The 17,795-nt window shown below is 63.0% G+C and carries 20 protein-coding genes; 14 read left to right on the top strand and 6 right to left on the bottom strand.

Annotation, left to right across the window (positions count from 1 at the left end; all coding sequences use genetic code 11):
* Positions 1-8 precede the first annotated feature (8 nt).
* Together VK792_RS16045 and VK792_RS16040 are read right to left on the bottom strand one after the other, a co-directional pair.
* Positions 9-611: a thioredoxin family protein gene (locus VK792_RS16045; RefSeq protein ID WP_326298875.1), complete on the bottom strand. Its 603-nt coding sequence runs from the start codon at positions 609-611 to the stop codon at positions 9-11.
* A 100-nt stretch (positions 612-711) separates the two neighbouring features.
* Positions 712-1,551 (bottom strand): tryptophan 2,3-dioxygenase, encoded by an 840-nt coding sequence (locus VK792_RS16040; RefSeq protein WP_326298873.1) that lies wholly within the window; start codon positions 1,549-1,551, stop codon positions 712-714.
* Between the two features lie 242 nt (positions 1,552-1,793).
* On the opposite strand from VK792_RS16040, the gene VK792_RS16035 reads away from it, so the two are divergent.
* The 14 genes from VK792_RS16035 to VK792_RS15970 all read left to right on the top strand — a co-directional run bounded on the left by VK792_RS16035 (position 1,794) and on the right by VK792_RS15970 (position 13,461).
* On the top strand, positions 1,794-2,873 hold the full coding sequence (locus VK792_RS16035) for a lipoate--protein ligase (protein ID WP_326298871.1): 1,080 nt from the start codon (positions 1,794-1,796) through the stop codon (positions 2,871-2,873).
* Positions 2,870-3,559: a hypothetical protein gene (locus VK792_RS16030; RefSeq protein WP_326298869.1), complete on the top strand. Its 690-nt coding sequence runs from the start codon at positions 2,870-2,872 to the stop codon at positions 3,557-3,559. The genes VK792_RS16035 and VK792_RS16030 overlap by 4 nt, the downstream gene beginning before the upstream one ends.
* A gap of 153 nt (positions 3,560-3,712) precedes the next feature.
* Positions 3,713-4,093 (top strand): DsrE family protein, encoded by a 381-nt coding sequence (locus VK792_RS16025; RefSeq protein WP_326298867.1) that lies wholly within the window; start codon positions 3,713-3,715, stop codon positions 4,091-4,093.
* Positions 4,094-4,130: 37 nt separating this feature from the next.
* Positions 4,131-4,883, top strand: a complete 753-nt coding sequence (locus VK792_RS16020) for a 4Fe-4S dicluster domain-containing protein (protein WP_326298865.1) — start codon at positions 4,131-4,133, stop codon at positions 4,881-4,883.
* A gap of 44 nt (positions 4,884-4,927) precedes the next feature.
* Positions 4,928-6,298, top strand: coding sequence for a heterodisulfide reductase-related iron-sulfur binding cluster (locus VK792_RS16015; RefSeq protein ID WP_326298863.1), 1,371 nt, complete (start codon positions 4,928-4,930; stop codon positions 6,296-6,298).
* On the top strand, positions 6,295-7,347 hold the full coding sequence (locus VK792_RS16010) for an FAD-dependent oxidoreductase (RefSeq protein WP_326298861.1): 1,053 nt from the start codon (positions 6,295-6,297) through the stop codon (positions 7,345-7,347). Before VK792_RS16015 ends, VK792_RS16010 begins: the two co-directional genes overlap by 4 nt.
* Entirely contained in the window at positions 7,347-8,222 is an 876-nt protein-coding gene (locus tag VK792_RS16005; RefSeq protein ID WP_326298858.1) for a hypothetical protein, read from the top strand. The genes VK792_RS16010 and VK792_RS16005 overlap by 1 nt, the downstream gene beginning before the upstream one ends.
* 1 nt (position 8,223) lies before the next feature.
* Positions 8,224-8,979: a 4Fe-4S dicluster domain-containing protein gene (locus tag VK792_RS16000; RefSeq protein ID WP_326298855.1), complete on the top strand. Its 756-nt coding sequence runs from the start codon at positions 8,224-8,226 to the stop codon at positions 8,977-8,979.
* 1 nt (position 8,980) lies between these two features.
* The gene (locus tag VK792_RS15995; RefSeq protein WP_326298852.1) at positions 8,981-9,904 is read left to right on the top strand and encodes a CoB--CoM heterodisulfide reductase iron-sulfur subunit B family protein; all 924 of its coding nucleotides are present in this window, start codon (positions 8,981-8,983) and stop codon (positions 9,902-9,904) included.
* Positions 9,901-10,371, top strand: a complete 471-nt coding sequence (locus VK792_RS15990; RefSeq protein WP_326298850.1) for a hypothetical protein — start codon at positions 9,901-9,903, stop codon at positions 10,369-10,371. The genes VK792_RS15995 and VK792_RS15990 overlap by 4 nt, the downstream gene beginning before the upstream one ends.
* Positions 10,372-10,374: 3 nt before the next feature.
* The gene (locus tag VK792_RS15985; protein ID WP_326298847.1) at positions 10,375-10,818 is read left to right on the top strand and encodes a biotin/lipoyl attachment domain-containing protein; all 444 of its coding nucleotides are present in this window, start codon (positions 10,375-10,377) and stop codon (positions 10,816-10,818) included.
* Between the two features lie 74 nt (positions 10,819-10,892).
* On the top strand, positions 10,893-11,387 hold the full coding sequence (gene dsrE2 / locus VK792_RS15980) for a sulfur carrier protein DsrE2 (protein ID WP_326298845.1): 495 nt from the start codon (positions 10,893-10,895) through the stop codon (positions 11,385-11,387).
* A 14-nt stretch (positions 11,388-11,401) separates the two neighbouring features.
* Positions 11,402-11,629: a sulfurtransferase TusA family protein gene (locus VK792_RS15975; protein WP_326298843.1), complete on the top strand. Its 228-nt coding sequence runs from the start codon at positions 11,402-11,404 to the stop codon at positions 11,627-11,629.
* A gap of 845 nt (positions 11,630-12,474) precedes the next feature.
* Positions 12,475-13,461 (top strand): NAD(P)-dependent oxidoreductase, encoded by a 987-nt coding sequence (locus VK792_RS15970; RefSeq protein WP_326298841.1) that lies wholly within the window; start codon positions 12,475-12,477, stop codon positions 13,459-13,461.
* A 7-nt stretch (positions 13,462-13,468) separates the two neighbouring features.
* Here VK792_RS15970 and VK792_RS15965 read toward each other — a convergent pair whose 3' ends face one another.
* The 4 genes from VK792_RS15965 to VK792_RS15950 are packed head-to-tail and all read right to left on the bottom strand — an operon-like array spanning position 13,469 to position 17,795.
* The gene (locus VK792_RS15965) at positions 13,469-14,071 is read right to left on the bottom strand and encodes a V-type ATP synthase subunit D (RefSeq protein ID WP_326298840.1); all 603 of its coding nucleotides are present in this window, start codon (positions 14,069-14,071) and stop codon (positions 13,469-13,471) included.
* The gene (locus VK792_RS15960) at positions 14,064-15,464 is read right to left on the bottom strand and encodes a V-type ATP synthase subunit B (RefSeq protein ID WP_326298837.1); all 1,401 of its coding nucleotides are present in this window, start codon (positions 15,462-15,464) and stop codon (positions 14,064-14,066) included. Before VK792_RS15960 ends, VK792_RS15965 begins: the two co-directional genes overlap by 8 nt.
* Positions 15,454-17,172, bottom strand: coding sequence for a V-type ATP synthase subunit A (locus tag VK792_RS15955; protein ID WP_326298835.1), 1,719 nt, complete (start codon positions 17,170-17,172; stop codon positions 15,454-15,456). Before VK792_RS15955 ends, VK792_RS15960 begins: the two co-directional genes overlap by 11 nt.
* A complete protein-coding gene (locus VK792_RS15950) occupies positions 17,169-17,795 on the bottom strand; it encodes a hypothetical protein (protein ID WP_326298833.1) in 627 nt (208 codons plus the stop codon). The genes VK792_RS15955 and VK792_RS15950 overlap by 4 nt, the downstream gene beginning before the upstream one ends.

Raw genomic sequence — 17,795 nt, 5'->3', positions numbered from 1 at the left:
GCGGGCACCTACCACACGTCCGGATCAATCCCCTGCTCTTCCAGCTTGGCGAACTTGTCCTGCAGGAAGCGCTGGAACGGCTGGTCACGATGCGCGCCGGTGGCAACGTATTCCAGCGCTGAATGATGGTGGAACGGCTTGAAATAGCCCGGCAGGCGGAACGCTTCGGCCTGCCGCGGGTCGGTGGCTCCGACGTTTTCTGCCGGGAAAATCACGTGGGTCGGGGTGAAGTTGACGTACCATTTTCGCGCCAGATCGCGTTCTTCCAGTTCTTCCCTATCGAAATCCAGAACCATGCGCGCGCCCCACATGTCCAGTTGCACCACAAGATAGTGCGCCTCGATCAGATCAACGATTTCCGAACGCTGGAAATTGACCTGATGCATTTCGCGGCAATAGGGGCAACCACGCTGTTCGAACAGAACGATCAGACCCTTGCCTGCGGCTGCGGCCTCTTCCAGGTCGCTGCCCAGTTCCAGGAAGCTGTCCAGGAAAAACGGCTGGTCATGCAGGCCATCGTCGCCCAGTACCGCCTTGGCCTGTGCGGGTCGGGCCACGATCCCTGTTGCCATCGCTGCTGCCGTCAGTCCGAAAAACGCGCGCCGCTTCATCTTTGTCTCCCATGCTGCCTGCGACAGAATGTAGCACACTTCTGTGCTATGGGAAAAACACGGTTTGTTCAGGACAGGCCAGAAAGACAGACGACGCGCGTTACAGTTCTCCGCGCAGGTGCCAGAGTTCGGGGAACAATTCCACGCTCAGCATCCGGCGCAGGTATTGCACCCCGGACGTGCCGCCGGTGCCGCGTTTGAACCCGATCACGCGTTCGACCGTGGTGACATGGTTAAAACGCCAGCGCCGGAAATAATCCTCGAGATCGACCAGTTTCTCCGCCAGTTCATACAGCGGCCAATAGGTATCGACATCTTCGTAGACGATCTTCCAACGTGCCTGGATGTCGGGGTTGGGTGCGTGGGGGGCATCAAGCACCGGGGCCGGAACCTGACGATCATCGCCGTCAACCGTACGAAACAGCAGCGCCACCACCTCGTCATAGAAGCTGGGCCGCGCCAGTTCGTCCGACAGCATCTTGTGAATCTCGGGGCGGTGTTCATGCGGTTGCAGCAGGTTCGGATTGCGATTGCCCAGAACGTACTCGATCAGCCGGTACTGGTAGGACTGAAACCCCGACGACGGCCCCAGTGCATCACGAAACCGGGTGTAGTCCGCCGGGGTCATGGTGCGCAGCACGTCCCATTGCGAATTGAGCTGTTCGAAGATCCGGCTGACCCGGGCCAGCATCTTGAACATTTTCGGCATATCGCCGGTTTTCAGCGCTGCGCGCGCGGCGGACAGTTCGTGGATCACCTGTTTCATCCACAATTCACTGGTCTGGTGCTGGATCACGAAAAGCAATTCGTCATGCGCGTCGGTCAGCGGGTGCTGGTGGGCCAGAATATCTTCGAGGTGCAGATAGTCGCCATAGGACATCGCCCACCTGAACGACATCTTTGCGCCTTCCGTGCCGGGATCATAGGGCTTGCTGGACATGGCGTGCGCTCCTTTCAAGGGGTAACTGACTTGGGAACAAAGGAAAATCAGGCGGCATCACGGCGCGCCAGCTTCGGGCTTTGCCCTCTTCATGCCGGGTCTGACCGGGATCGGCAAGGTCCGTGCATACGCCGATGCCGCGCAGGGAAAAATACACGACCCGCGCGAGCCCGGGCCGACAACGCCTTTGACTTTTGCGGCAAGACGTATCCAACTTACGAGATATATGGGAGGAGAACACAATGACACGACTGAGGGTTCTGGACTTCGGACTGGTCAGCGCCTTGCGCAGCCAGGCGGTCTATCACGGGTTGGCGGAAACGGTGACGGCAGAGTCCGACCCGATGCTGTCGCTGGCATCGCCTGAAACGCCCTATGTTTGCGTCGGTCTGCACCAGGAAATCGACCGCGAGGTCGACACCGCGTATTGCATCGCGCAGAACCTGCCGGTCTATCGCCGGCACGTCGGGGGAGGGGCGGTTTACCTGGATCGCAACCAGTTGTTCACCCATTTCGTCTTTCCCCGGAAACGCGCGCCACAACATGCGCACGAACTTTATCCGCTGTTCATCGAGCCGGTGGTGCGCACCTATCGCGACTTCGGCATTGCCGCGACCTATCGCCCGATCAACGACATCCATGTCGACGGCCGCAAGATCGGGGGCACCGGGGCGGCGTCGATCGGCAACGCGACGGTCATGGTCGGGTCGTTCATGTTCGATTTCGATACCGAAACCATGTCGAAATGCCTGCGCGTCCCGTCCGAGAAATTCCGCGACAAGCTGCGCCAGACGATGGACGATTTCATGACCACGATCGTCAAGCAGGTGGAAACCCCGCCCGCGCGCGACGCGCTGCTGGACCGGTTCTTCTTTCACTGCCAAGAGGTTCTGGGACTGGAACCGGTGATCGACCAGCCGACCGACGCGGAATGGAAAGCCATCGAGACCGCCGAGTCGGACTTGCTGGACCCCGAGTTCATAGAAATGCAGGGCCGCAAGCAGGTGGCGCTTGGCGTCAAGATCGCCGCCGACACCCACCTGACCGAAAGCATGATGAAGGCGCCGGGTGGGCTGATCCGGGTTCACCTTTTGAACCGCGAAGGCAAGATCGCCGACCTGATGATCTCGGGTGACATGACATGCCTGCCGCCCGACGGGCTGGATCGGCTGGCGGTCGCGCTGCGCGGAGTCGATCTGAATGAACACGCGATCATCGAGGCTGCCGAGCGGCTGCTCGATTCCGAAGAGATCGAGACACCGGGCGTCTCGGCGACCGATTTCGCCAATGCCATCATGGCCGCGGTGGAGCCCGCGCCGTGAAGACCATCGCCGTTATTCAGCACACAGAGGCGGAGTACCTGGGTTTCATCGAAGACCACCTGGAAGGCCGCAATGTGCGCTTCCGTTACTACCGCCCCTTTACCCATGGCGGTACCCTGCCCTTCGGTCCCGAAGGGTTCGACGGGCTGTGGCTTTTGGGCGGTGGGCCTTACGGGCTGGTCAGCGGGCACCTGCTGCCCAGTGCGGGGCCGGAATTCCGGTTGACGCAAACCTTTCTCGACTTCGGGCTTCCGGTGGTGGGCTTTGGCCTTGGTGCGCTGATCCTGTGCGTTGCCGCCGGCGGGGGCGCGGCAGAAGCGCCGCTGCGCTTTGCCGTGAACCAGGTGCAGGCCACCGCGCCGGGTCATTTGGGCGGGCACATGCCGGACCGGTTCCCGCTGTCGCACTATCTGCGCGACAAGCCGGTGCTGCCCCAAGGAGCAGAGGTTCTGGCCACCGGCCCGGAAGGCGAGCCGGAAATCTTCTCTTTGCGTGGCAATTGCCTTGGGCTGGTCGGACATCCCGGTTTCAAGCGCGGCATGGTCGAGGATCTGGTGATGGAATTTGCTGAAACGCCCGACGATCCGGCAAGCGCGCTGGCCGACCTTGGCGCCGTCCAAGCCGACATAGCCGAAGCGCTGACCCCGCTTATGGTGGGCATCGTCAGCCACACGGGACTGATGTAAGTGCCTGCCAGAAAGGCAGAATTTACATATACGAAAGCGCTAACGTCAAATTTCTTGCATGTGAGATTTTCAGCGCCTAGGCTGAACCTATCAGGGCGCCATGCGACACCGAATCGCAGCCAGCCCGGGTGCCGCGTTCTTTGGGAGGAGACCATGGCCGACAAGTTGATAATTATCATGGTGAACACCGACCCTCGGAATGGAGAGGAGCTCGGCGCGCCGTTCTTTCAGGCCACTGTCGCAGCCGCGATGGATTACGAAGTGGATGTCGTGTGCACGGCGACCGCTGGCAGGTTGATGAAAAAGGGCGTCGCGGAAAAGCTGGTGGTCAAGGAAGGGTCTCCCAAGACCGTCTATGACTTCATCAAGGACGCGCATGAAGCGGGGGCAAAGTTCTACTGCTGCTCGCCCAATCTCGATCTTTTCGACATGACCGAAGACGACCTGATCCCCGAATGCGAAGGCATCGTGGGCGGTGCGAAGGTCATTGCCGATATCATGGAAGACGACGACACGAAGGTGCTGACCTACTAAAGATCTCACTTCGTGCCCGGCTTCAGGGGAGGTGAAGATGGGTATGAACCGACAGATTGAATCGCCGATCGCCGACCCGGTATCGGACAAGCCCGTGGTGGCTTATGAAAAGCTCGAGGAAATCTTCGACGATATCCGTGGGCACCAGCTTTACGATCATGAAATCCACGGTTGCCTGAACTGCGGCATCTGCACGGCGACATGCCCATCGGCCCATTACTACGATTACAGCCCGCGCGAAATCGTGCAACTGTTGTGGACCGAGAACCTTGAAGGCATTTACGACGCGATGCAGGAAAAAATCTGGGCCTGCGCCCAGTGCTACACCTGCGCCGCCCGCTGCCCCTTTGAAAATTCGCCCGGCGGGCTTGTGATGATCATGCGCGAAATCGCGATCAAGCACGAGATGGAGAGCGCCAAGGAGGTGCTGCGCCCGTTCAGCCGCGTCCTTCTGAAGGTTGTTTCGACCGGCAACCAGTTGGCGCCGAACATGATCACCAAGGAAGCCTTCCCCGACTGGGGTCCGAACGTGGTCAAGGTCGACGCCCCGCTGATGATCCTGCGCAAGGCCATCCCGATGCCGACCATGCACACGCTGGACACCGCGTGGGAAGTCAACCTGCGCACCTCGGTCGAACTTTATACGATCTGGGAAGCCACCGGCGTTCTGGACCAGCTTGAGGCGGTGGATGAAAACCTCTTCGACGTTGTCACCGACGTGATGGATGAGAAACGCGAAGAGTGGGAAGACTGGCTCGAAGAGCAGGAAGACGAGGACGACGACGATTGATCCACGCCCGGCAGGGCATTCGAGCGACCAGGGAGGACGCGACGATGACAACGGACAAGGAAAACAAAGGCGGCGCGTACAGCGGTTTCGGCGCCGACTGGAAGCCCAGCAGCCTTTCCGCGGACGAGGCGCGCCGCGCCACCGACTGGGTTGAACAGAAGATCGACAAGCGCGCGTTGCTGACTGGCAAGGAACGCAAGGAAGATGTCCGCGACCACATGTGGGAGCTGGAACGCGAAGGTGAAATCCTTGTCCACCGCGTCGGCGACCACAACGATCCGGTCATGGCAAAGACGCTGTATGGCTGGGACAAGAAGATCCCGACCAACAACCTGTGGCATCACAAGTCCTGTGGCCAGTGCGGGAATATTCCCGGCTACCCGTCCTCGGTCCTGTGGATCATGAACGAGATGGGTCAATCCTATCTGGACGAAACCGACCAGACGTCCTGCACCGCGTGGAACTATCACGGGTCGGGCATCGGCAACGTGGTGTCGCTGGCCGCCGTGTTCCTGCGCAACTTCCACCAGGCCTATGTCTCGGCCAAGGCGCTGGGGCTGCCGGAAGGCACGTTCTATCCGCTGGTGCATTGCGGCACGTCCTTCGGCAACTACAAGGAAATGCGCATTTTCCTGATGGAAAGCGCCGAGCTGCGCCAAGAGGTCAAGGCGATCCTTGGCAAACTGGGTCGCCTGGTGGATGGCAAGCTGCTGATACCCGAGGAAATCGTGCATTATTCCGAGTGGTTGCACGTCATGCGCCACCGCATCGCTGATCGCCAGCAGATCGACCTGTCGAACATCCGCACCACGGTGCACCCGGCCTGCCACGTCTACAAGATGGTGCCGGAGGACGTGATCTATGACGACACCGTGCTGGACGGCAACCGCGTGGCGGTGACCACCGGCCTGCTGCAATCGCTGGGCACGCAAGTCATCGACTATTCGACCTGGTACGACTGCTGCGGCTTCGGCTTCCGCCACATCATCGGCGAGCGCGAATTCACCCGGTCCTTCGCCATCGACCGCAAGATCAAGGTCGCCGTCGAAGAGGCGCGGTCCGACGTGATGATCGGCCATGACACCGGCTGTATCACCACGCTCGACAAGAACCAGTGGATCGGCAAGGCGGTGGACAAGGTTTATGCCCTGCCGGTGATGGCCGACTGCCAGTTCGCCGCGCTGGCGATGGGCGCGCATCCCTACAAGCTGGCGCAGCTGCACTGGCATGCCTCGCCCTTCGAAGGGCTGCTCGAAAAGATGGGCATCGACTGGGAAAAGGCCAAGGCCGAATTCGAGGGCTACCTCGAAGAGGTCAAGCAAGGCCGGATCGAAACGCTGTATGACCCCAAGCGCGCGATCACCTCGGGCCCGGGCTACGTCAAACCGAAAACACTTGCAGGAGCCGAGAAGTGAGCCAGCCTGTCCTTATCGTCGGCGGGGGCCCCGCCGGTCTGTCCGCCGCCCACGCGCTTGCCAGCACCGGCCAGAAGGTTGTTCTGGTCGAGAAAGAAGAAATCCTGGGCGGCGCGCCGATCCTGTCGGGTTACGCGCGACTGGTGCCCAGCCACGAATGGGCCAAGGATGCCATCGGCGGCATGGTGACCCGCGTCGCCGACAACCCCAATGTCGAAGTGCGCACCGGCGCGACGGTCAAGGACTTCGCCGGCGGTCCCGGCGCGTTCCGCGCCACCCTGTCGGACGGCAGCACGGTCGAGGCGGGATCGACGATCCTGGCCACCGGCTTTACCCATTTCGACAGTATCAACAAGCCCGAGTGGGGCTTTGGCACCTATCCTGACGTGGTCACCACCACGCAGGTGGAACAGATGATCTCGTCCGGGGCCGGCGTGCGTTGCCCATCTGACGGGCGGATACCGGACCGCGTGGCGATCCTGCTGTGCGTCGGGTCGCGCGATCGGCAGATCGGGCGCGAATGGTGTTCCAAGATCTGCTGCACCGTGTCGGCCAATATCGCGATGGAAATCCGCGAAATGTCGCCGCAGACCAACGTCTATATCTATTACATGGATATCCGCACCTTCGGTCTGTACGAGGGCGAATATTACTGGGGCAGCCAGGAAGACTACAAGGTCAAGTACGTCAAGGCCCGGATCGCCGAAGTCACCGGCCGCGACGGCAAGCTGCTGGTCAAGGGTGAAGACACGCTGGTCAAGCGCCCGATCTCGATCCCCTTCGACATGGTAGTCCATGCTGTCGGGATGGACCCGAACGTGGACAACATGACCCTGTCGGCGATCTTCGATATCGAATTGAACCGCTGGGGCTACATCGACCGCAAATCGACCTATGCCAACCTTGCCGAAACCTCGCGCCCCGGCGTGTTCGTGGCGGGTGCCGCCAGCGGGCCGGAAACCATCGACGATTCCATCGCGCAGGGCCACGCAGCCGCGATGGCGGCGATGGGCATGGCGATGGCCAACGCAAAGGATGCGGCTGAGTAATGTTCGGACTGGGTCGCAAAGCAGCGGTGGAACCGGCGAAGGCCGCCCCCGTGCTCGACCTGTCGGGGCCGCGTCTACGGCGCGCGCTAGACCACCTTGTGGAAAGCGCCGAACCCACCGGCGGCGTGGACCGCTACGTCACCGCGCTGTGGCTCAAATCGTCGCTATTTCAGGAAATACTGACCGACGGCAAGGCGGCAGAGATGACAGAGACCGAGTTTCTGGATCTTTGCGCATTCGTCACCCCGGCCCGGCGGCGCATCAGCGCCCTGATCCAGGAGGTCGGGTTCGAGGACATCCGCGCGCGGTTCGTGCGCCTGCTGGACGGCAGCGCCGACACTTCTGGCGCGGACGCCCGGAAAGACGCGTTCAGCGACGGATTCACGCTGGACCGGGCGCACCGCTGGTTGCCCGATCTGGCGGCAGAGGTGCTGCATTTCACCCAGCCGGAACGGTATCCGCTGATGACGCGGTGGATCTGGGACGCAAAGGCCGGGTCCGGGGTGCTGCGCGAGCTCTGGTTTGCCGATGACGTGTCCGAGGCCCGGATCGACGCGCCGTCGAGCTTTGCCACCTATGCGACGCTGTGCCAGGAACTGGACGGGTTCCTGCGCGGTGAAGGCATTTATCGCGATCTGCCGTTCTTTACCGACCTGCTGATGGCGCATGTCTATGCCGCCTACATCAACGACCGCGGCGGCGAATTCATGCGCGCCGAATTTGCCACGGCGGCCGATCCGATGCTGCACACGCGCCGGATGCTGGGCCTTGACGCCGTGGATACCGAAACCGGCCGGACACGGCTCAAGCTTGTCGACGGGACCGCCCACACGCTGGGTGCTCTCGGCATCGAGGATCTTCAGGAGACAACGTGACATGCCCATCCATGAAAAGACCCTGATCCGGCCAGAAAACCTGCGCGAGCAGGAAAACCTGGAAATCGACGGCGTGGATGTTTCCGGCCACTGGTCCACCTTCATCGAAGGCCGATCGGTCAGTGACTATAACGAGAACCTGCAAGAGGAAATCGCCGCCCTGCCCGGGGGCGAAAACATCCACCGCTGCTGGCAGTGCGGATCGTGCACCAACGCCTGCACGGTCAACGCGGTCAATCCCGATTTCAACCCGCGCTACTGGATCTACCTGATCCGCCTGGGCATGGAAGAAGAACTGCTGCGCGACAAGGACATCATCTGGCAATGCGTCAGCTGCAACAAATGCACCGATGCCTGCCCGCGTGACGTGGTGCCCGAAGGCGTGATGAAGGCCACCGCGCATTGGCTGGAACTGAAGGGCCACACGGAAAAAAGCCCCTCGACCCATTTCGATGAAGGCTTCTCCGAACAGGTCATCCAGACCGGCAAGATCGAGGACAGCCTTGTCATGCGCGATTTCTACAAGCGCACTGGCGACCCCATGGCGGTGTTCCGCCAGCCTTTCCTGATCGAGATGGTCAAGGGTATGATCAAGCGTATGCCGCTGTTCTACATGATGAAAATGGGTTTCGCGCTGGTCTTCCGCCCAAAAACGAAATCCTGGGGCCGCGCCCGCGCCGGGATCGAGGAATACGTCAAGGAAGTCGAAGCAGAACACAAGCGGGCCCTGGGGCTCGACGGCAAGGGAGGCCACTGAGATGGAAAAAGACCTCAAGAAAGTGGCCTATTACCCCGGCTGCGCGCTGGAAGGTACGGGCTATGCCTACAACAAGTCGACCAAGGCCGTGGCCAAGGAACTGGGCCTTGGCCTTGTCGAGCTGAAGAACTGGAACTGCTGCGGCGCGATGGAGGTCAAGAATATCGACCCCAAGATCCAGACATATCTTTCCGCCCGCAACCTGTCGATCGCCGAAGACATGGGGTTCGACACCGTCATGGCCCCCTGCAACGGCTGCTATCACAACCTGAAAAAGGCGGAATACGACCTGACCCATGACGACAAGTCGGTCGAGGTCAACACCCGCCTGTCCAACAAGGCGGGCCACAAGACATACGAGGCCGGGAAGGTCGAAACCATCCACGCGCTGGATTGGCTGAAGCGCGCCGTGGGGGACGAGGAAATCTCGCGCCGGGTGAAAAAGTCGCTGAAGGGGATCAAGGTCGCCAACTACTATGGCTGCATGTACACCCGCCCGCGCCACATCTTCCCTGAAAAGGACCAGGGGCCGGGCAGCGAATCCAGCTCGAACCCACATTTCATGGATGACATCCTGGCCGCGGCAGGTGCGGAAAACGTGTCCTTCCCGCTGAAAACCGCCTGCTGCGGCGGGGCGCATACGCTGTCGGACAGCGACACCTCGACTAAACTGGTGCTGAACATCCTGACCGCGGCGGAAGCCGCAGGCGCCGATGTGATCGCCACCGAATGCCCCACCTGCCACACCGGGCTGGAAATGCACCAGGTTCGTGCCGAAAAGGAATTCGGCAAGAAGACCAACGTGAAGATCCTGCAATTCACCCAATTGCTGGGGCTGGCGCTGGGCCTGTCGTCGCGCAAGGTCGGCGCACACGAGAATTTCTCGGACGCGCGCGACTTCATCAAGGAAAAGGGTCTGGGATGAGCCGCACGCCGCTGTCCATCGCCGAAGTCGAAGCCGCCTGCGACGCGCTTGACGCCCTGCCCGATGCGGAACTGGCGACCAACGCCGCCGCGCGGGCGGTGGAATTGCTGGCCATGGGCGAAGACGTGGTCGCGGCCTGGATCGCAGCGCGGGGCGCAGAGCCCACAAATGCTGAAGTCGAAGGCTTTCGGCTGCTCGCCCTGCACCGCCAGGGCGCAAAAGGTGTTCCAAGCTTCAATGCCTGTAGGGAAACCTGCCGCGAACTGGTGTATCATCACAACCTGGTGGCAGGGGATCCCGTCGCGCCTGAGTCGGCCCAGAGGCTGCGCATGGCGACGATGATCACCCGGCACCTGGCCCTGTTCATCGGCGGCAAGCTTGTCGTCGAGGGACTGGGGGATTTCTGCTGCTCGTCGCGCCCGATCCGTCAGGCGGACGTGGCGGCGCCTGAAGCAATGGAGAACTAAGAAATGCCTGTTGTACGCGGATGCTCCCTGCCCGACGAACTGCTTTACGATGTGCCGAACAACATCTGGTATCGGGACGAAGGCGACGGCACCTTTACCGCCGGGATGACGATGATCGCGACCGCGATGGCCGGTCAACTCGTGGCCTTCACCGCAAAGAAGGTCGGCAAGACAATCAAGTCTGGCAAGTCGATCGCCACAGTCGAATCCGGCAAATGGGTCGGTCCGGCCAAGCTGGGCTTTGACGCGGAAATCATCGCCACCAATGACGAACTGGTGTCCGACCCGAAACTGGCCAACAGCGATCCCTACGGCGCTGGCTGGATGGTCAAGGTCAAACCCGAAGATGCCGAAGCCGCCAAGGCCATCCTTGTGCCCGGCACCTCGGTCGCGGCCCCGTACGAGGCCAAGATGGACGCCGACGAATTCGCCGGATGCGCCGCGTGATATAGACGATTGCCGGCGCGCCCATGCCGGGCGCGCCTGAAAACAGCGGCCCTGTGGCCAAGGGAGGAAATGGAATGCTGGACGATTCAAACGCCAAGGCGATGACGATCATCGTCACAAAAGGCACGCTGGACTGGGCCTATCCCCCGTTCATCCTCGCGACGACCGCGGCGGCAATGGGGATCGAGACCACGATGTTCTTCACCTTCTACGGGCTGCAGCTGCTCAAGAAGGACCTGAACCCGCGGATCAACCCGCTGGGCAACGCCTCGATGGAAATGCCGATGGCGGGCGGACACATGGCGATGCCGAACATCATTGCGGCAATGCCGGGCATGACCGCGTTGACCACCAACATGATGAAGAACATGCTCAAGAAAAAGGGCGTCGCGTCGATCGAGGAACTGCGGGAACTGGCAATTGACGCAGACGTCAAGATGATCGCCTGCCAGATGACGATGGACCTGTTCGAATACAAGCGCGAAGACATGATCGACGGCCCGGAACTGGGCGGTGCGGCATCCTGGGTCGATGTCGCCGCCAAGAGCGATATCAACCTTTACATCTGAAGACGGAGACGACCATGGCAGATGAAGTTCTGGACGCGAAGGGCATGAACTGCCCGATGCCGATCCTGAAAGCAAAGAAAGCGCTGAAAGCGTTGCCAACTGGTGCCACGCTGGAAATCCTTGCCACCGACCCCGGTGCGGTGAAGGATTTCGAAGCCTTCTGCAACACCACCGGCAACGAGCTGATGTCGAGCGAACAGGACGGCAACGTCTACAAATTCGTCATCAAGCACACCGGCTGACCCCTTACGCCGGATCGGGGTACGTGATGCCCACGATAAATCTGCCCTGCAGGCATCGCCCGCGGGGCAGTTTTCGTTCCGGCCCCCCGCGGAAGCGGCAACAACGACACGGCGGGACGCCCCCTGTCAGTTACCGGCACACAGCAGGACCTTCTTCCCCATGACAAGGGGACCCGCGGTTTTCAACGCGCCGAAGGCCTGGACAGACCCGGAATACTCCCCCAGGACACAGGGAACCGATCACCTGCCGTGTCAGCCTGAACAGGTTGCCGTCAACTCGTGGTGTCGCAGGCAAACCTGTCCCTGCGGGGTCGGATGAGCGCGGCGCGACTTGTTTCCCGGATCGACAAGCCCCCTGCGGTCTTGCGGGCACGCTTGGGTTCTTTGTGTCAGTCGTGACGACGCAGCGTTGAACATGCGCGGATCAGCAGGGCTTTGACAGGTGGTCGCAAGGCCACTGGAACACGATGATGTCCGTTGCCGCAGTTCCCCGACGATCGCCGAAAACAGGCGGCGGCGCGGATGTTTGCAAGCATCGCCAGACGGATGAAATGGGGACCGGCGTTGAGGGACAAAGGTGAACCCGTCCAGTTCCGCAAGCCCCCGGTGCGCGCCGCCAGCACCGAACCCAGTCATGCTGTCCCGAACTGGACTCGATTTCGCCCCTGCGCTCGGTCTGCCGTGACATCGCGCAGGCGCCCGGCCCGGCGCGCAATGTTCGTTCGACATTGTGCAGACGGATGCTAGTCTTTGCCCCAGACAGGCGGCGGCGCGCCGGTACTTGGCCGGTCCGCCCCGGTAGCCGGAGCGCGCCCGAACATCCCGCCAAGCAGGAGGAAAGCGCTGTGAAAGTTCACATTCTCGACGATTGGTACGACGTGCTGCGTGGCTTGCCCAGCTTCGCGCTACTGGACGGACATGACGTGACCGTCTGGACCGACCGCGCCCCGGACGACGCAACCTTGGCCCAACGTCTGACCGGGGCCGAAGCGGTGGTGCTGTTCCGTGACCGCACCGCAATCACGCCAGCGCTTGCCGCGCAGCTGCAAGGGGTCCGCATGATCGCCATGCGCGGACAGCACACACATGTGGATGCCGATGCCTTGGGCGCTGCGGGCGTGCTGTTCTGTTCGCACATGGCCAAGGACGGCCCGTCGATGTCGACCGCCGAACTGACCTTTGGCCTGATCATAGCCGCGCTGCGCTACCTGCCGGACCAGATTGCCGCAACCCGCGCAGGCCAATGGCAGGGCGGCGCGCCGCTGGGGCGCAATGTCGGTGGCAAGGTTCTGGGCCTGTACGGGCACGGCAAGATTTCCGGCGCAGTGGCCGGGTTTGCTCGCACCTTTGGTATGCAGGTGCACTATTGGGGAAGCGCGGACGCCCGCGACCGGGCCCGCGCCGCAGGCGACCGGGTGGCAGACAGCCGAGAAGCCTTTTTTGCCAACTCCGACGTGGTTTCGATCCACAAGCGGCTGATGTCTGAAACACGCGGGGAAATCACCCGCGCCGACCTGATGGCGATGCGGCCTGACAGTGTGTTGGTCAATACCTCACGCGCGGGACTGATCGAGCCCGGCGCACTGCTGGCCGCGCTCCAGGCCGGGCGCATCGGCCGCGCCGCGCTGGATGTTTTCGACTACGAGCCTGTGACCGATCCCAACGACCCCTTGCTGTCGCACCCCCGGGTGATCCCAACACCGCATGTGGGATTTGTCACCGCAGAGGAACTCGACCGTCAGTTCCGCGACATCTATGCGCTGGTCAATGCCTTTGCCGATGGCACGCCGCAACACATGGTCAACCCCGAGGTATGGGCCACGCAAACCTGACCCTACATCACCGGCGCGCATTTCGGATGCGCACCGCCTCTTCCTGGTCGCTCTGGTCCAGGTAGTCAGTGGTCAGCGCGAGCGCCGTAACGGTTTCCGGCAGGATCACGTTCTGCAACGCCCTTGCCCGGCGTTCGGTCACGCGATATTCCGCAATCAGCCGCCGAATGTTCTGGCTGTGCAGCGCGATCCGCGCCACCAGCGGCACCAGCGCCGCAAACGCCTGGCGACAGTCTTCGGCCTGAAGGGAGGCATCCAGCGCATCCTGTGCCGCGACGGCGGCCTGTGGCGCCCCCGACAGTGCAAGCAGGTCGAGCCCCAGAAAATTGCGCGTAAAAAGCGCAAGACCCAGCGACGGGTGAACCGGGGACGGATACCGGCCCAGACTGTCCAGCCCATGCCGCGCCACCGCTGCCTTGAGCGCGGCAACGGCCGCCGCCATCGCCACGCGATAGTCGGCACGCGCCGCGCGCCAGTCGGCCAGCTCGCCCAGCAGTGTCGTGGCCAGCAGCATCCGCTTTTCGTCCAGCAATTCGTAGCCGGTTTCCAGGAACCGCTTTTCCTCGGCCAGTGCCAGGGCGGCACCGCGGGTCGGGACGATCTCAGCCATCGCCACCCTCGTCCGTGCGCGGCGTGACGTGGCGGGCGATCTGGGCATCCGACAGGCGCGACAGTTCCACGGCGGGCAACATCGCCAGCATGTCCCAGCCCAGATCGAAGCTTTCCTCGAAACTGCGCATCGCGTCCTGATTCACGAAATCGTTTTCGAACCGGTCGCCGAAATCCAGGTACAGCCGGTCCGTGGGCGTCAGCCCTTCGCGCCCGACAACGCTGGACAGGACCCGCACCCGCGCCGCGCGGGCGTAGGTGGCGAACAGCTGCTGCGCCAGCGCCGGGTGATCTTCGTGGGTAAAGCCCGCGCCGATCCCCTGGTCGATCAGCCGCGACAGCGACGGCAGCACGTTCACCGGGGGGTAAACCCCCTGGTGTTCCAGCTTGCGGTCGAGCACGATCTGGCCTTCGGTGATATAGCCGGTCAGGTCCGGGATCGGGTGGCTGATGTCATCCGACGGCATGGTCAGGATCGGCAATTGCGTCAACGTGCCCGGCCGCCCCCGGATCCAGCCCGCGCGCTCAAAGATCGTCGCCAGGTCGGAATACATGTACCCGGGATAGCCCTTGCGCGACGGGATTTCGCCCCGGCTGGCCGACACTTCGCGCAGCGCTTCGCAATAGTTGGTCATGTCGGTCAGCACAACCAGCACATGCCGCCCTTCGTCAAAGGCCAGGTATTCCGCCGCCGTCAGGGCAAAACGCGGGGTCAGCAGCCGCTGCGCCGACGGTTCGGACGCAAGGTTCAGGAACATCGCGGTGTGTTCCAGCGCGCCCGACTGTTCCATCGCGGCACGAAAGCTTTCGGCTGCGTCATGCGATACCCCGATCCCGGCAAAAACCACGGCAAAGCCTTCGTCGCGGTCCCCCCGCAGCCGGGCATTCTGGGCAATGGCTGCGGCCAGCCGGTCGTGCGGCAGCCCCCCGGCGGAAAAAATCGGCAGTTTTTGCCCGCGCACAAGGCTGTTGAGGATGTCGATCGAGGACACGCCGGTTTCGATGAAATCCTGCGGCAGACCGCGCGTGGCGGGGTTAATCGTGCCGGTGTCGACGCGGCGGCGCACCAGCGCGGGCACCGGCGTGCCGCCATCGCGGGGCCGGCCGACACCGTCAAACACCCGCCCCAGCAGCCCCGGCCCCAGCGCCATCATCACCGGTTCGCCCCGGAACCGCACGACCGCATCGGTGATCCCCAGCCCGGCGGTGCTTTCCAGAAGTTCGACGACGATCTTTTCCTCGTCGATGGCGACGATGCGGCCCAGACGGCGGGCGCCATCCGCGCCCTCGATTTCCAGCGCCTCGCCGACGCCGGCCTGCACCACACGGTCCAGAAACACCAGCGGCCCTTCGACCCCTGTCACCGCATCGCGGCACAGTACCTCAATCGGCATCGCTTGCCTCCCGTTCCAGTGTGGCCAGCGCCTGTTCCATCTGTTCAACCAGCGCGGCAAAGGCCGCAGGGTCAGCGCCGTCGATTTCCTCGCCCATGCGCGACAGGCGGCGGAAGAACGGCGCCTCGGCCATGGCCTGCACCGCGACACCACGCGACACCGCCGTTTTGGCCACGTCGAAAAACCGCATCATGACGTTAAGCATCGCGGTCTGTTTGTCCGGCGAACAGGACCGGTCGGTGATCGAAAACGCCGATTGCCGCAGGAACGCATCGTCGACCAGATCGGCACAGAGCAGCGTCAGCTGCTGCGCCGGGGCCATCGCATCCTTACCGACGATCCGCGCCATGCGTTCCAGTTCGGCCTGTGCTTCCAGCAGGTCCAGCACCCGTTCCCGCTGCTGCCGCCAGTTCGGGTTGCCGTGATCCGTCCACCAGCCGGTCAGCCCGGTGGCATCCTCGGAATAGCTTTGCAGCGGATGGATCGCCGGGTAGAACCGCGCCTGTGCCCGGCCCCGGTCCAGCCCCCAGAACGACCGGACATAGCGTTTGGTATGGCTGGTCACCGGTTCCGAGAAATCCCCCGCGGGCGGGCTGACCGCGCCGATGATGGTCAGCGACCCTTCCTCGCCGCCCAGCGTTTCGACCCGGGCAGAGCGTTCGTAGAATTCCGACATGCGCGACGACAGGTAAGCGGGATAGCCGGATTCCGACGGCAATTCGCCCAGCCTTCCCGAAACTTCGCGCAGCGCCTCGGCCCAGCGAGAGGTCGAGTCGGCCATCAAGGCGACGTGAAACCCCTGATCGCGGAAATATTCGCCCACGGTGACACCGGTATAGATCGACGCCTCGCGCGCCGCGACCGGCATGTTCGACGTATTGGCTACGATCACCGTGCGTTCCATCAACGGGCGGCCGGTGCGCGGATCGTCGAGTTCGGGGAATTCGTGCAGCACCTCGGCCATCTCGTTGCCACGCTCGCCGCAGCCGACATAGATGATGACATCGGCGTCGCACCATTTCGCCAGCGTTTCCTGAAGCACGGTCTTGCCGGTGCCAAAGCCGCCGGGGATCGCCGCCCGCCCGCCCCGCGCCACCGGAAAAAGACTGTCGATGATGCGCTGCCCGGTGACCATGATCATGTCGGGCGGAAGGCGGCGTTGGACGGGACGCGGGCGGCGGACGGGCCATGCCTGCATCAGGCCGATCCCTCGGGACGTGCCGTCAGGCAGGGTCAGGGTGACGACCGTTTCGCGCGCAGTTACCGCGCCTTCCCGGATCGCCGTGACCGTTCCTGCGGCAATGTCTGGCGGCAGGGTCAGCGCCTGCGCCTTGCTGGGGCCTTCCACTGTTGCGAGCCTTTGCCCGGCACGGACGGCATCGCCAGCGGCGACCAGCGGCGTGACCCGATACGCCTGATCTTCGGGGATGGGCCGCAGGGGCCGCAGCAACCCATCAAAGATATTGCCCAGCAGGTGCGGCCCCAGTTCCACCGACAACGGTGCCCCGCTGCCGGTCACGGTGCCGCCGGGCGACAGGCCGGTGGTGTCATCATAGACCTGCGCTGTGATTGTCGCGCCCGAAAGGCGCACGATTTCTCCGGGAATATAGTGCGGGCCGACGGTCACGGCCTCACCCAACGTAAAGGCGCCCTCGCGCCGGGCCTGAACCACCGGGCCTGCGATGGATGTAATGATCGCGCGGCTCATGTGTTGTCCTCCGGGCCACGCGCCAGTTCCGCCAGAAGCGCCGCCCCGGCGTCCTGCGGTTGTCCGATCAGCGCCGGGATACTGGCGTCAAGGCACACCCCGCCACGCCGAATCTGCAGTCCGGCGGACAGGGCCGGATCGACGGCGAATGCGGGGGCAAAGCCGGTCCGCACCTCAATTGTTTGTGCAATGTCCCGACGCTCGGCTTCGGCAAGACCTGCGGGATGCTGAACCGTCCAGTCGCCAGGAAAAAGTCGCGCGACGGCGGTTTCGACCAAATGACCGGCCCAGGCCCGCCGCCCCTCTTCACTGTTCCAAAGCGATGCCAGCGCCTGTTCCAACGCGGGCAGTCCGGCCGCGACGATCGCCCCGGCCCCATGCTGTTTCAAGTGACGGCGGGCGGTGTCCAGCCGCGCGGCCTCGAACCGCAAAAGTTCGGCCTGCTGGCGGCGCAAACTGGCGATCTTGTCGCGGACACATTGGCGCGCGCGCTCATGGGCAGCGGCGATCTGTGTCGCCGCCTGCGCCGTTGCCTCGGCACGCAGGCGGTCAGCCTCGGCGCCGGTGGCGGCCTCGATCCGCTGCACCAATGCGGCGGCGCGGTCTTCGGGTGTCGTGTCCAT

It is taken from the genome of Mesobacterium hydrothermale (genome assembly GCF_035818635.1).
Taxonomy (GTDB): Bacteria; Pseudomonadota; Alphaproteobacteria; order Rhodobacterales; family Rhodobacteraceae; genus Mesobacterium_A; species Mesobacterium_A hydrothermale.
The sequence above is the reverse complement of the archived record's forward strand: the minus strand, read 5'-3'. Positions and strand labels throughout refer to the sequence as shown.